Raw genomic sequence first — 13857 nt, forward strand, 5'->3', positions numbered from 1 at the left:
GGGGTGCGGCCTGCTTCGGGTCGGATCGGCAACTAGATTGGGCGGGTGACCGCACCTCGCCGCCCGATCGCCGAGATGCCGCTGCGCGTGCGCTACCACGAGTGCGACGGCCAGGGCATCGTCTTCAACGCCCACTACCTGGCCTATGTGGACATGTGCTCCTTCGAGGCGGAGAAGGCGCTGTTCGGCTCGCACGACGCATTCCTCGCCCACGGCGCCGACGTCGTGGTCGCCGAAGCGAACCTCAAGTTCCGCTCCCCCGCCCGCTACGACGACGACCTGGTCGTCTCGCAGTACCTGAACCACCTCGGCACGACATCGCTGATCTTCGACTTCGAAATCCACCGCGGCGAGACCCTGGTCGCCGCGGCGACCATCCGGTACGTGTTCATCGACCCGGCCACGCTGCGCCCGCAAGCGCCGCCCGACGCCGTCCGCAAGGTCTACGCGACCCTGCTCGGGGACTGAGCCCGTGTTCCGCGTTCTCTTCTACCACCCCGAAATCCCGCCCAACACCGGCAACGCGATCCGGCTGGCCGCCAACACCGGCTGCGAACTCCACCTCGTCGAACCGCTCGGGTTCACCCTGGAGGACAAGCAGCTGCGCCGGGCCGGGCTCGACTACCACGACCTGGCGCGCGTCCACGTCCACGCTGCCCTCGAGGCGGCCTGGGAGGTGCTGCTGCCGTCGAAGGTCTACGCGTTCACCGCGTCGGCGACCCGGCTGTACACCGACGTTTCCTACGCCCCGGGCGACGTGCTGATGTTCGGGCCGGAGTCCGTGGGCCTGCCCGCCGAGGTCCAGGACGCACCCGAGGTCACCGAGCGCGTGCGCCTGCCGATGCGGCCGTCGAACCGGTCGCTCAACCTCGCCAACACCGCGGCGATCACGGTCTACGAAGCCTGGCGCCAGAACGGCTTCGCGGGAGCATGATCGGCCTCCGGTAGGTTCGCCGGATGCGACAGCAGTTCCTGGGGGCGCTCATCGGCGCCGCGTTCGGCACCGTCTTCGTCCTGGTCAACTCCGGTGACCCGCTCCCCGCCGCGCTCGGCTGGGTCCTGCGCGCCCTCGCCGTGCTCGCCCTGGCCGCCGTGGTGGTCCTCGGCGTCCGCGCGGGCGGACGGCCGACCCTGGAGGGCCGGCCGATGTTCGGCCCGAGCTACCGGTTCGTCGTGCTCGGCGAGGTGGTCCTGCTGATCGCCGGCTTCTTCGTGCTGCGGCTGCTGGACGCGCCGGTCCAGGCCAACGTCGCCTGGATCGCGACCGTCGTCGGCCTGCACTTCGCCGCGCTCGCGTCGGCGTGGAAGACCCGCTCGATCCTGGTGGTCGGTGTGGTGCTGACCGCGCTCGGCGTCGTCGGCCTCGCCCTGCTCGGCACCGCCGCGGAGTGGGTGCCGTTCCTCAGCGGCGTGCTCTCCGGGGTGACCCTGCTCGGCGGCAGCCTCTACGGCGTCCGCCGAGCCTGAGTCACGGCAATCTCTGCCCGAAGAACAGGCTCGCCGCGGCACCCAGCATCAGGATCAGCGTGCCCACCACGACCCACGGCTTGCTCGCGTCGGCGTCCTTGAGCTCGTAGCCGATCTGCTCGCCGAGGTCGGCGTAGACCTTCTTCAGCTCCTCGGCACTGGCCGCCTTGTAGAAGTCCCCACCGGAGAGCCGGGCGATCTCGCGCAGGGACTCGTCGTCCACGCTGACCGGCTGCTGCTTGTCGTCGATGGTGACCGAGCCGTGGGTGGTGCCGAACGAGATCGACGAGATCGGCACGCCGGCCTGCTTCGCCGCCTGCGCCGCGGTGTACCCGCCGCGCGCCGCGTACAGGTCTTCCGGGACCGTCTGCTTCCCATCGGACATCAGCACGATCCGCGCCGGCGGCGGCCCGTCGGCACCGCCGACGACGCTCGAGAAGCTCTCCACCGACTGCAGTGCCGCGAAGATGCCTTCGCCGGTCGCCGTCGACTGGGCCAGCTTCAGGTTTTCGATCGCCTTGATCACGCCGTTGCGGTCGGTGGTCGGGTTGACCAGCACCGTCGCCGTGCCCGCGAACGAGATCAGGCCCAGGTTGATGCCCGGCGTCATGTTCCGCGCGAAGCTCGTCGCCGCTTCCTGGGCCGCCTGCAGCCGCGTCGGGAGGACGTCGGTGGCCTCCATCGACAGCGAAACGTCGATCACCAGCATCACGGTCGCCCGGTTGCGCGGCACCTTCTGCTCGGCGGTCGGGCCCGCGAGCGCCACCGTGAGCAGCAGCAGCGACAGCACGATCAGCACGGCCGGCAGGTGCCGGATCCAGCCCTGGCTCTTCGGCGCGACCTTCTCGAGGAGGTCCAGGTTCGCGAACCGCATGGTCCGCTTCCGCCGCGCCCGCTGGGCGAGCACGTACCCGACGGCGACCGCGGCGACCGCGATCAGCAGCAGGAACCACCAGGGTGAAGCGAACCCCGTCAGACTCACGCCACACCTCCCGACCAGCGGCGCTTGCGGGCGACGACGAACCGCACCATGTCGGCGATCCAGTCGGCGTCCGTGCGCAGCGTCAGGTGGGCCGCGCCCGCGCGCCGCAGGCCGGCCGCCACGCGCTGGCGGTGGGCGTGGGCCGCGGCCCCGAACTCCTTGCGCAGCAAGGCCGAAGCGTGCACTTCGCGCTGTTTCCCTGTCTCCGGGTCGGCCAGCACGACGGTGCCCACCTCGGGCAGGTCGACGTCGCGCGGGTCGAGGACTTCGATCGCGATCAGTTCGTGGCGCCCGCCCAGCGCACGCAGCGGCCGCTCCCAGGACTCGTCGCCCAGGAAGTCGGAGATCACCACGGCCAGGCCACGGCGGCGCGGCGGACGGCGCAGCGCTTCCAGGGCCTGGGCGAAGTCGCCCCGGGTGCCCTCGGCCGCGCGCGGGGTCTCGGCGAGCTTGCGCACCAGCCCGCGGGCGTGCGCCAGGCCGCCGCGGGCCGGGATGCGCGTGGTGTCGGCGCCGGTGGAGATCAGCGCGCCGATCCGGTTGCCGCCGCCTCCGGTGAGGTGGGCGACCGCCGCGACGGCGCAGACCACCAGGTCGCGCTTCTCGCACAGCGCGGTGCCGAAGTCGAGGCTGGCCGAAAGGTCGGCGACGACCCACGTTTCCAGCTCGCGGTCGGCCACGGTCTCGCGGATGTGCGGGGTCGTGGTGCGGGCGGTGACCGCCCAGTCCATCCGGCGGACGTCGTCACCGGGCTGGTACGGGCGCGCCTCGCCGGGCTCGGACCCGGGCCCCGGCACGAGGCCGAGGTGGTTGCCCTGCAGCAGGCCGTCGAGCCGGCGGCGGACGTCGAGCTCGAGCGTGCGGAGCCCGGCTTCCATCCGGTCGCCGCGCAGGATCGGCGGCGCCCACGAAGGGCGGACGCCCTTCTCGTTCTTCGCCATCGCCGGGTTACCTGACCGGCGCGCCCGCCGGGACCGGGCCCTGGCCGGCCCCGCCCTGCGGCCGGGCCGAGACCTGCGGCAGCGGCACGGTCTGCAGCACGCGCGTGATGATGTGGTCGATCGGCACGCCGTCGGCCAGCGCGTCGTAGGACAGCACGAGCCGGTGGCGCAGCACGTCGGGAACGACGTCGACGACGTCCTGGGGCAGCACGTAGTCGCGGCCGCGGACCAGGGCCAGCGCTCGCGCGGCCGCGATGATGCCCAGGCTCGCGCGCGGCGAAGCGCCGTAGGAGACCCAGCCGGCGACGTCGGCGAGGCCGTGCTCGTTCGGCGTGCGCGTGGTCAGCACCAGCCGGACCACGTAGTCGACGAGCGCGTGGTGCACGAACACCTGCGACGCGACGCCCTGGAGCCGGACCAGCTCGCCCGGGCTGAGCACCTCGTGCGGGGTGGGCGGGGTGACGCCCATCCGGTAGATGATCTCGCGCTCCTCCTCGGCGGAGGGGTACTCGACGACGATCTTGAACAGGAACCGGTCGCGCTGGGCTTCCGGCAGCGGGTAGACGCCCTCGTTCTCGATCGGGTTCTGCGTGGCGAGCACGAGGAACGGGTCGGGCATCGGGAACGTCTGGCCGCCGATCGACACGTGCCGCTCGGCCATCACCTCGAGCATCGCCGACTGGACCTTGGCGGGCGCGCGGTTGATCTCGTCGGCGAGCACGAAGTTCGCCACGACCGGGCCGAGCTCGACGTCGAAGCGCTCGGCGCCCTGGCGGTAGATCCGGGTGCCGAGGATGTCGGCGGGCACCAGGTCGGGGGTGAACTGCACGCGGGAGAAGGAGCCGCCGACGACCCGGGCGAACGTCTCGACGGCCAGGGTCTTCGCCACGCCGGGCACGCCTTCGAGCAGCAGGTGGCCCTTGGCCAGCAGGCCGACCAGCATCCGCTCGACCAGGCGGTCCTGGCCGACGATGATCCGCTTGACCTCGAACACGGTCCGCTCCAGCAACTGGGCGTCCCGCGCCGGTGTCGCCTGCTGGCCGTTCCCGCCCTCGGCGTAGCCGGGCTCGGTCACACTGCCTCCTCGAAATCTCGTGCGCCGCCCCCGCGACGGTGATCACGCGGTGCGACCGTACTGCGCCCCCGGCCGTGCGTCGCATCCGGCACGCGGGCGGGCTGGCCCCAGGATCAGCCAACACGGTCCCCGGTATGGCACCTGTGAAGCCCCGTTCGGCAGGACAGCGCACTCGCCGAGCTGGTCGCCACCCTCTCGCTGGTGGCCGACCTCAGCATGGGCGCGGCTCAGCGGTGGCGCTCGAGATCCTCAGGCGTGTCGATGTCGTCCGCTTCGCCCCGTTCGGCCGGGACCTCCGCGACCACCAGCCCGCCCAGGACGCGGCGCAGGGCCGCGTTCTCCGCCTGCTCCGGCACCGCCGCCCGCAGTGCCGCGAGCCGCCAGGCGCCCAGGAGCCACTGGCGCTTCCCGGCCGCGTCGACCAGGACCGCGCCGTCTCCCTCGCCGATGGCCGCCGTGAGCCTGTCCACTGTGGACCTACGGACGCCCGGGAGGTCCGCGGCCAGCACCACGACCGCCTCCACCTCGTCGGGCACGAAGACCAGGCCCGCCGCCAGCGCCGCCACCGGGCCGGTGCCCGGGACCGGTTCGCGCGTCCACACGACGTCGAAGCCCGGTCGCCGCGGGCCGACCGCGATCACCCGCTCCGCGCCGTCGAGGGCGTGGATCGCGCGGGCCAGCAACGGTTTCCCGCCCACCGACAGCGCCGGCTTGTCCACACCGGACAGCCGGCGGGCCGCCCCACCGGCCACCACGATCCCCGCGTAGCGCACCGGGGCACCCTAGCGGCCCAGCACGAGGTAGGTGAAGCCCAGCACGCCCCGGTACTCCCGGACGTACTCCCGCAACCGCCGGTCGAGCCACTCGCGCACCTCGGGAGCACGCGGGTCGGCCGGGTGCGCCGCCAGCCACTCCGCCCAGCCGGCGCGCGAGGTCGACTCGAAGTCGTCCCATTCGAGCTGGTCGGCGGTGCTCAGGTGCAGCACGCGCCAGCCGGCGCCGTCCGCCGCGTCGAGCAGGTCCGGCAAGGTCAGCAGGTCCGGGCCGAAGATCTCGCGGGCCGCCGGGCCGGGCGGAGCCGCCCAGAAGCCGTCGCCGTAGAGCAGCCGTCCGGACGGCACCACGCGCGCGAGACGCTCGAGCGCCGCCTTCGTCGAGCCGAAGACGTGGGCCGAGCCGACGCAGAAAGCCCGCTCGGCGGGGACGTCCCAGCCGGCGGCGTCCGCCTGGCGGAACTCCACCGCCAGGCCCCGCGACGCGGCCGCCGCCCGGCCTCGCGCCAGCCCCGTCTCGTCCGTGTCGACGCCGGTCCCGCGCAGGCCCGGCGCCCGGCCGAGGGCCCGCAGCAGCAGCTCACCCCAGCCGCAGCCGAGGTCGACGAGGTGCCCGCCGTCCAGGGCCATCCGGTCGAGCAGCAGCTCCGCGTGGGGCTCCGACAGGGGCGTGTTCCAGCGCATCCGGGTGCGCCGCAGCGCGTTCAGCTCGTCGTCCACCCGGCCGATCTTGACGGCGCGCCGTCCCGGACGTCGAGCGGGTTTTTTCAGCCGACCAGCCGGGTCGCGTACGGCATGATCCCGCCGTAGCGCACCGGGGCGATCCGGACCCGCAGACCGGACTGCGGCGCCTCGACCATCTGCCCGCCGCCGAGGTACAGCGCGACGTGGTGGATGCCGCCCGGCCCGCCCCAGAACAGCAGGTCGCCGCGGCGCATCTGGGACAGCGGCACCTGACGGCCCGACGAGTACTGGTAGCCGCTGTAGTGCGGCAGCGAGCGCACCCCGGCGAAGGCGTAGATCATCAGGCCGGAGCAGTCGAAGCCGATCTTGTTGTAGTCGCCGTAGCGGTCGGCGACGCCGCCGTCGCGGATGCCGCGGGTCGGGCCGCTCGCGTTGCCGCCGCCCCACGCGTACGGCATCCCCAGCTTGGACAGCGCCCGCGCGATCACCGCCTCGATCGACGACCCGGCCGGACCCGACGGCGCCGGGCCGCCCGCGGGACGCCCACCGCCCCCGGCCGCGGCCGCCGCCGCGGCGAGCGCGGCCTGCCGCGCGCGCTCCTCGTCCTCGCGCTGCTTCTGGGCGAGCCAGTCCTGGTAGCGCTGCCGCTGCCCCTGCAGGCCGCTGACCTTGGCCTGGGCGTCGTAGAGCTGCTGCTCGACGTCGGTCTTGTCCTTCTCGAGCGCCGCGTTCTGGGCGGCCTGGCCGTCCTGGGCGCGCTCGGCGGCCGTCCGGGCGGCGTCGGCGCTGGTCTTCGCCCGGCGGGCCGCGTCCTGCTTCTGCTCGGCGATCTCGGCGGCCTTGCGGGCGGCGGCGTCCTTGTTGGACTTCTCGGTCTGCGCCTGCTGGAGCCGGTCGAGGGCGTTGAGCCGGTCGCCGCCCACGGCGTCGAGCAGCTGCGCGCGGGCCAGCATGTCCTTCGGGCTGTCCGCGCTCAGGTACGCCGAGAGCGAGCCGACCGTGCTGCCCTGCTGGAAGCTCGCGGCGGCGAACGTCTTGAGGTCCGCCCTGGCCTTCTCGATGGCCGCCGACGCCGCGTCCGCCTCGGTGCGCGCGGCCTTCGCGTCGTTCTCCGCGCGCGCCGCGTCGTCCTGCGCGGCCTGCAGGTCGACCAGGGCCTTGTTGGCCTGCTCCTGCTTGAGCTCGACGTCGTCCTGCAGCTGCGTCAGCTTCTGCTCGGCCTGGGCCAGCTGGTTGGTCAGCCTGCCGACCTCGCCGGCCTTCGCGTCGGCTTGGGCCTTGCCGGCCTGGATCTCGGAATCGCTGGGGTTGGGCGGCGGCGGGGGCGCCGCGAGGCCCGTGCCGCCGGCGCCGAACAAGATCACCAGCGTGAGCGTGCTCACGCTGAGTCCCCGGCGGACGCGCGGCACCCTCGGACCCCGGCACCGTCCTAACAAGACTGCCACCTCCGCTCACCAGCGCACACGCCGTCACTGCAGTCACATCACTATCACAAGCCCCAGCGGAAACTTACACAACGTAGGCACCAATTCCCCTCATTGAGGGACCTGAGGTTTCGGATGGCGCAGCCCACACCGCGTGTCGTCTTGTCCGTTAAACAGGACGCGCGTACTGTTTGAGGCACCGCGAGGTGTGCCATCCCGCATCCGGTCCTACGGTGGGGGTGCGCAAGACTCGCCCCACCGAACCGACCGAACTGACCCGGGACTCCCCTGCCGCGACGGCGCGGCGTCCCCGCCACTGGAGTTAGACGTGACCTCACCCGCCAGCAAGGACAGCTTCGGCGCCAAAGACACGCTGAAGGTCGGCGACGCCTCGTACGAGGTGTTCCGCCTGAACAAGGTCGAGGGCGCCGAGCGCCTGCCGTACAGCCTGAAGATCCTGCTCGAGAACCTGCTGCGCACCGAGGACGGCGCGAACATCACCGCCGACCACATCCGCGCGCTCGGCTCCTGGGACCCGGGCGCCGACCCGTCGATCGAGATCCAGTTCACGCCGGCCCGCGTGATCATGCAGGACTTCACCGGCGTGCCGTGCGTGGTCGACCTCGCCACCATGCGCGAGGCGGTCACCGACCTCGGCGGCGACCCGGACAAGGTCAACCCGCTCGCCCCGGCCGAGCTGGTCATCGACCACTCGGTGATCATCGACGTCTTCGGCCGTCCCGACGCCTTCGAGCGCAACGTCGAGATCGAGTACGAGCGCAACCGCGAGCGCTACCAGTTCCTGCGCTGGGGCCAGGGCGCCTTCGACGAGTTCAAGGTCGTCCCGCCGGGCACCGGCATCGTGCACCAGGTCAACATCGAGCACCTCGCGCGCACGGTCATGAGCCGGGGCGGCCAGGCCTACCCCGACTCCTGCGTCGGCACCGACTCGCACACCACCATGGTCAACGGCCTGGGCGTGCTGGGCTGGGGCGTCGGCGGCATCGAGGCCGAGGCGGCCATGCTGGGCCAGCCGGTGTCGATGCTCATCCCGCGCGTCGTCGGCTTCAAGCTGACCGGCGAGATCCCGGCCGGCGTCACCGCCACCGACGTCGTGCTGACGATCACCGAGATGCTGCGCCGCCACGGCGTGGTCGGCAAGTTCGTCGAGTTCTACGGCGAGAGCGTCTCCGCGGTGCCGCTGGCCAACCGCGCCACCATCGGCAACATGAGCCCCGAGTTCGGCTCCACCGCCGCGATCTTCCCGATCGACGAGGAGACCGTCCGCTACCTCAAGCTGACCGGCCGCTCGGCCGAGCAGGTCGCGCTGGTCGAGGCCTACGCCAAGGAGCAGGGCCTCTGGCACGACCCGTCGCGCGAGGCCTCCTACTCCGAGTACCTCGAGCTGGACCTCTCGACGGTCGTCCCGTCGATCGCCGGCCCGAAGCGCCCGCAGGACCGCATCGAGCTGTCGGACGCGAAGTCGTCGTTCCGCAAGTCGATCCACGACTACGTGGACGGCGAGGACCTCACGCCGCACACCAAGATGGACGAGGCCTCGGAGGAATCCTTCCCGGCCAGTGACGCGCCGTCGCTGTCCTTCGCCGAGGACGACGCCCCGCCGGTCACCTCCTCCGCCGCGAACGGCGCGCAGGGCCGCCCGAGCAAGCCGGTCAAGGTCTCCACGCCGGACCGCGGCGAGTTCGTCCTCGACCACGGCGCCGTGGTGATCGCCTCGATCACCTCGTGCACCAACACCTCGAACCCGTCGGTCATGCTCGGCGCCGCGCTGCTCGCGCGCAACGCCGTCGACAAGGGCCTCGCGGTCAAGCCGTGGGTGAAGACGTCGATGGCGCCGGGCTCGCAGGTCGTCACCGACTACTACACCAAGGCCAACCTGTGGCCGTACCTGGAGAAGCTGGGCTACCACCTGGTCGGTTACGGCTGCACCACCTGCATCGGCAACTCCGGCCCGCTCTCGGACGAGATCTCCGCGGCCATCCAGGAGAACGACCTCACCGCGGTTTCGGTGCTTTCGGGCAACCGGAACTTCGAGGGCCGGATCAACCCCGACGTGAAGATGAACTACCTCGCGTCGCCGCCGCTGGTCATCGCCTACGCGCTGGCCGGCACGATGGACTTCGACTTCGCGACCCAGCCGCTGGGCCAGGACGCGCAAGGCAACGACGTCTTCCTCAAGGACATCTGGCCGACCGCGCAGGAGATCCAGGAGACCATCGACTCCGCGATCACCCAGGAGATGTTCAGCAAGGACTACGCCGACGTCTTCGACGGCGGCGAGCGCTGGAAGTCGCTGCCCACCCCGGAGGGCAAGACCTTCGAGTGGGACCTCGAGTCCACCTACGTGCGGAAGCCCCCGTACTTCGAGGGCATGACACCGGAGCCGGCCCCGGTCACCGACATCACCGGCGCGCGCGTGCTGGCGAAGCTGGGCGACTCGGTCACCACCGACCACATCTCCCCCGCCGGCGCGATCAAGCCGGGCACCCCGGCCGCGCAGTACCTGACCGAGCACGGCGTGGAGAAGAAGGACTTCAACTCCTACGGCTCCCGGCGCGGCAACCACGAGGTGATGATCCGCGGCACGTTCGCGAACATCCGGCTGCGCAACCAGCTCCTCGACGACGTGCAGGGCGGCTACACCCGCGACTTCACGCAGGAGGGCGCGCCCCAGGCGTTCATCTACGACGCGGCCCAGAACTACGCGGCGGCGGGCACCCCGCTGGTCGTGCTGGGCGGCAAGGAGTACGGCTCGGGCTCGTCGCGTGACTGGGCGGCCAAGGGCACGTCGCTGCTGGGCGTGCGCGCGGTGATCACCGAGTCGTTCGAGCGCATCCACCGGTCCAACCTGATCGGCATGGGCGTGATCCCGCTGCAGTTCCCGGCGGGCGAGTCGGCCTCGTCGCTCGGCCTCGACGGCACCGAGACGTTCGACATCACCGGCATCACGAAGCTGAACGAGGGTTCGACCCCGCGCACGGTGCACGTCACGGCCACCAAGGAGGACGGCACCAAGGTCGAGTTCGAGGCGGACGTCCGCATCGACACCCCGGGCGAGGCGGACTACTACCGCAACGGCGGCATCCTGCAGTACGTGCTGCGGAAGATGACGCAGGCGTAAGGTTTCCGTGCTTGAGGAGGGCCTCCCCGCTCGGGGAGGCCCTCCTTTTTCGGTGCCGTCGCAGGGGGGAACTGCTGCACCACGAGGAACGCGGCCGATCCGCGGTGCTGGTGGGTTTCCCGCTCAGCAGCCCGAGGGTGAACGGGTCGCGCTCGACCATGCCGCTCAACCCGGGCGAGGTGAGCACCAGCCCGTCGACCCGATCCGGGTGCGCGAGCGCGAAGTCGGCCGCGGTGCGGCGCCCCGGAGCAGCCAACCCGGTTCGGCGAATTCCCCCACACCGGCTAGGCGGGCACGGCTTCCCAGCGGACGCTGGACACCGACGGCTCCAGCGACAGCCGCGACACCGCCGCCTCCATCTGGGCGTCGTCGCGCTGGTCTCCGATCAGCTCCGCGCGGACCTCGACCGTGCGGTCCTGGCGGTCGATGCTCAGCACCGACAGGAGCCGGAAGTCCGTGCGGGTCAACGCCTGCACCAGCAGCGCCCGCACGTGGGCCTCGGCTTCGTCGCGGGTCACCGCCTGGAACGCGTACTTCGCCGGGGTCTCCTCACCCGCGTCCGGGCGGCGGTCGACGACGCGGCCGAGCGGCCGCAGCAGCACGTTCACCCCGACCACGACGGCGGTCCCGGCCACCGCGACCGGGTACAGGCCCGCCCCGGCGAGAGCGCCGACGGCGGCCGAGCACCACAGCGTCGCGGCGGTGTTGAGGCCGCGGACGTTGAGGCCGTCGCGCAGGATGACCCCGGCGCCGAGGAACCCGATGCCCGAGACGATCTGGGCGGCCACCCGGGTCGGGTCGGCGTCGCCGCTGGAGGCCAGCCCACCGAAACCGTGGGCGGACAGCAGCACGAACAGCGTGGCGCCGACCGCGACGAGGGCGTTGGTGCGCAACCCGGCCATCCGGGCGCGGAACTGGCGCTCGACCCCGATGACGGCACCCAGGCCGACGCCGGCCCCGACGCGCAGCAGCATTTCGAAAGTGGTCATTTCCGGCTCTTTCCGGCGTGCGTGCACTGCCGGACAGGGGGCAGCCGGGCTCAGCCCCGCCGGAAACCTCCGGTGAGCGCGCGCCCGGCCGTCCGAGGACTGTCCGCTGGCATGTGCCGCTCACCTCGCTTCCCGTGTTCGTCGATGATCAACCCGTCCAGCGTAGCCGGTCCCGCGGCCCGGGGAAGGGCCGCGGGACCGGGTTCACACTCAGAACGGCTGGACGTTCGGCTGGAACACCTGCCCGTTCGCCGGCACCTTGAGGTCGGTCAGGTAGTCGGCCACGGCCTGGTCGACGCCGAGGGCGTCGCCGAGGATGCAGTGGCCGAACGCGTCGACCGACAGCAGCCGGGTGTTGCCGAGCTCGGCCGCCATCCGCTGGGCGAACTTGTACTGCGTGGCCGGGTCGTAGTAGTTGCCGACCACGACCACCGGGACGTCGGTCTTCGCCCGCCACGGCCCGCGGTAGACGTCCGGCTTCTTCGCCGGCCACACCGGGCAGCCCGCCGTGTCGGCGAACGCCTGGTAGCGGCCGAAGGTGCGCGACTCGCGCTCCCACTTCGCGGCGATGTCCGGCACCTGCTCCTGCCGGATCCGGAACGGCTTGTCGGAGCAGTTGACGGCGAAGTACGAGTCGTCGCTGGTGTACGGGCTGTCCGGGTTCTGGTCGGCCAGGCCCTGCCGGCCCGAGCCGACCACGGTGAGCTTCGCGGCCTGCAATGCCTGCGTCTGCGCCCCGGCCGGGTGGATCGCGGTGTAGAGCGCCTGCAGGTCGGCCGCCAGGCCGGCGAACCTCGCGGGCGAATACAGCGCGCTGGACACCCCGCCGGTGAACCGGCTGATGTCCAGCGGGTCGGCGCCGGGGAGCGTGATCGGCTGCTTGCGCAGGTACTCCCGCAGCTCGTCGAACTTCGCCCGCGGGTTGCCGTCACTGAACGCGCACTTCGCGCCGGCCTGGTCGCAGCGCTTGAGGAACGCGTCGAGCGCGATTTCGAAGCCCTGCGCGCGTTCCCGGTCGTACTGCACGCCGTCGCTGGTGCGCAGCGCCGGGTCGACGTTGCCGTCGATCACGATCGCCCGCGACTGCTTCGGGAACATCGAGGTGTACGTCGAGCCGATCAGCGTCCCGTACGAGAAGCCGACGAACGTCAGCTTCTGGTCGCCCACGGCCGCGCGCAGGGTGTCGAGGTCGCGCACGACGTCCTTGGTGGACATGTGGTTGAGCAGCGCACCCGCGTTGTTCCTGCAGAACCGGCCGTAGTCGCGGTAGCTGGCCAGGGTGCTCGAGATTTCGGCGCGCGACAGCGGCACGCCGACCTGGGCGCCGAAGACCTCGTCCGCGTCCTCCTGGGTGGTGAAGCAGCGCAGCGGGTTGCTGTCGCCGACCCCGCGCGGGTCGAAGCCGATGAGGTCGAAGCGGTCGAGGACCTGCGGCTGGAAGTAGTATTGACCGCCGGTCGGCATGGTCAGGCCCGAGCCGCCGGGGCCGCCGGGGTTGAGGAACAGCGAGCCGACGCGCTGGCCGGGTGTGCGGGCGGCGCGCTTGAGCAGGGCGATGTCGATGGTGCCCACGGAGGCGTTGTCGTGGTCGATCGGCACGCGGTAGCGCGCGCAGCTGTAGAGCCCGAGCTGGTCGGCGGGCACTCCGGCGAGCAGTTCGCTCGGGCAGGTGCCCCAGGCGACGGCCGGGGTCGCGCCGACGGCGGCGGGCTTGACCGCGGCGTCTTCGGCCGCGGCGGCGGTGCCGGCCGGCCCGGCCAGCCCGACGCCGGCCACGAGCGCCCCCACCAGTGCGAACGAACGCATCCGGCCCTGTGTGGATCTCGGCAAGACGTCCCTCCCTAGGTCACGCGCTCCGCCGCGCGGTCACGGCGTCACGGCGCGTTACCCGCGTGAGACTGGCACAAACCGGCGATTACCGGCACCGGCCGAACGGATGGTCAGAACCTACCGGGCCACCCGGGTCAGGACGAAAACCGGCAACGGCCGGGCGGCCTCGCGCTGCTCCATCGCGTACCCCGGCCAGAAGGCCAGCAGCTCGGCCCACATCCGCTCGTACTCCTCGCCGTGCAGCTCCCGGGCGAGCACGTCCAGCGGCCTTCCGGCCAGCGCGACCTGGCACTTCGGGTTCGCCCGCAGGTTCAGCGCCCACGCCGGGTCGTGCGGACGGCCCCAGTTGGACGCCGTCAGCACGAAGTCCTCGCCCCGCGGGTAGTAGAGCAGGTTGGTGCTGCGCGGCAGCCCGCTCTTGCGGCCGGTCGTGGTGAGGCGCAGCGACGGCAGCCCGGCGAGCGCCACGAGGCTCACCCGGCCGCCGAACGCCCTGTGCAGTTTGGTGTCCGCCCAGACGACGAACCGGGCCGTGCGCATCAGCCAGGGT

Annotated in this window: 13 protein-coding genes; 4 read left to right on the top strand and 9 right to left on the bottom strand. The window is 72.0% G+C overall.

Annotation, left to right across the window (positions count from 1 at the left end; translation table 11 throughout):
• The first annotated feature begins 45 nt into the window (after positions 1 to 45).
• Genes IE317_RS01770 through IE317_RS01780 form a run of 3 tightly spaced genes read left to right on the top strand, consistent with a single transcriptional unit; the run spans position 46 to position 1467 of the window.
• Positions 46 to 468 carry an acyl-CoA thioesterase gene (locus IE317_RS01770; RefSeq protein ID WP_191306240.1) on the top strand — a complete coding sequence of 141 codons (423 nt, stop codon included), beginning with the start codon at positions 46 to 48 and terminating at the stop codon, positions 466 to 468.
• Between the two features lie 4 nt (positions 469 to 472).
• Entirely contained in the window at positions 473 to 934 is a 462-nt protein-coding gene (locus IE317_RS01775) for a tRNA (cytidine(34)-2'-O)-methyltransferase (protein WP_191306241.1), read from the top strand.
• A 23-nt stretch (positions 935 to 957) separates the two neighbouring features.
• A complete protein-coding gene (locus tag IE317_RS01780) occupies positions 958 to 1467 on the top strand; it encodes a hypothetical protein (protein WP_191306242.1) in 510 nt (169 codons plus the stop codon).
• Position 1468: 1 nt separating this feature from the next.
• Here the strand turns inward: IE317_RS01780 and IE317_RS01785 are convergent, their stop codons facing one another.
• From IE317_RS01785 to IE317_RS01810, 6 genes are all read right to left on the bottom strand, one after another.
• Positions 1469 to 2449 (bottom strand): VWA domain-containing protein, encoded by a 981-nt coding sequence (locus tag IE317_RS01785; RefSeq protein WP_191306243.1) that lies wholly within the window; start codon positions 2447 to 2449, stop codon positions 1469 to 1471.
• A complete protein-coding gene (locus tag IE317_RS01790; protein ID WP_191306244.1) occupies positions 2446 to 3390 on the bottom strand; it encodes a DUF58 domain-containing protein in 945 nt (314 codons plus the stop codon). The genes IE317_RS01785 and IE317_RS01790 overlap by 4 nt, the downstream gene beginning before the upstream one ends.
• A 7-nt stretch (positions 3391 to 3397) precedes the next feature.
• Complete coding sequence (moxR1, locus tag IE317_RS01795; protein WP_191306245.1) at positions 3398 to 4465, bottom strand: chaperone MoxR1; 1068 nt, start codon at positions 4463 to 4465, stop codon at positions 3398 to 3400.
• Positions 4466 to 4692: 227 nt separating this feature from the next.
• Positions 4693 to 5238, bottom strand: coding sequence for a molybdenum cofactor guanylyltransferase (gene mobA / locus IE317_RS01800; protein WP_191306246.1), 546 nt, complete (start codon positions 5236 to 5238; stop codon positions 4693 to 4695).
• Positions 5239 to 5247: 9 nt separating this feature from the next.
• A complete protein-coding gene (locus IE317_RS01805) occupies positions 5248 to 5958 on the bottom strand; it encodes an SAM-dependent methyltransferase (protein WP_191306247.1) in 711 nt (236 codons plus the stop codon).
• A gap of 47 nt (positions 5959 to 6005) precedes the next feature.
• Complete coding sequence (locus tag IE317_RS01810; protein ID WP_191306248.1) at positions 6006 to 7331, bottom strand: NlpC/P60 family protein; 1326 nt, start codon at positions 7329 to 7331, stop codon at positions 6006 to 6008.
• A 343-nt stretch (positions 7332 to 7674) separates the two neighbouring features.
• On the opposite strand from IE317_RS01810, the gene IE317_RS01815 reads away from it, so the two are divergent.
• Positions 7675 to 10488, top strand: coding sequence for an aconitate hydratase (locus IE317_RS01815; protein ID WP_191306249.1), 2814 nt, complete (start codon positions 7675 to 7677; stop codon positions 10486 to 10488).
• Between the two features lie 284 nt (positions 10489 to 10772).
• On the opposite strand, the gene IE317_RS01820 is transcribed toward IE317_RS01815, so the two are convergent.
• The 3 genes from IE317_RS01820 to IE317_RS01830 form a co-directional block, all read right to left on the bottom strand.
• Complete coding sequence (locus IE317_RS01820) at positions 10773 to 11477, bottom strand: MgtC/SapB family protein (protein WP_191306250.1); 705 nt, start codon at positions 11475 to 11477, stop codon at positions 10773 to 10775.
• Positions 11478 to 11687: 210 nt separating this feature from the next.
• Positions 11688 to 13283 carry an alpha/beta hydrolase gene (locus tag IE317_RS01825; protein WP_191306251.1) on the bottom strand — a complete coding sequence of 532 codons (1596 nt, stop codon included), beginning with the start codon at positions 13281 to 13283 and terminating at the stop codon, positions 11688 to 11690.
• A 141-nt stretch (positions 13284 to 13424) separates the two neighbouring features.
• Positions 13425 to 13847, bottom strand: a complete 423-nt coding sequence (locus tag IE317_RS01830) for a nitroreductase family deazaflavin-dependent oxidoreductase (RefSeq protein WP_191306382.1) — start codon at positions 13845 to 13847, stop codon at positions 13425 to 13427.
• Positions 13848 to 13857 lie beyond the last annotated feature (10 nt).

The sequence above is a fragment of the Amycolatopsis bullii genome, assembly GCF_014654205.1.
Classification (GTDB): domain Bacteria; phylum Actinomycetota; class Actinomycetes; order Mycobacteriales; family Pseudonocardiaceae; genus Amycolatopsis; species Amycolatopsis plumensis.

Coding starts and splice junctions, on each gene's coding strand:
- IE317_RS01780 (WP_191306242.1), top strand. CDS start 958: ATGCGACAGCAGTTCCTGGGGGCGCTCATCGGCGCCGCGTTCGGCACC.
- IE317_RS01790 (WP_191306244.1), bottom strand. CDS start 3,390: ATGGCGAAGAACGAGAAGGGCGTCCGCCCTTCGTGGGCGCCGCCGATC.
- IE317_RS01820 (WP_191306250.1), bottom strand. CDS start 11,477: ATGACCACTTTCGAAATGCTGCTGCGCGTCGGGGCCGGCGTCGGCCTG.
- IE317_RS01825 (WP_191306251.1), bottom strand. CDS start 13,283: ATGCGTTCGTTCGCACTGGTGGGGGCGCTCGTGGCCGGCGTCGGGCTG.
- IE317_RS01830 (WP_191306382.1), bottom strand. CDS start 13,847: ATGCGCACGGCCCGGTTCGTCGTCTGGGCGGACACCAAACTGCACAGG.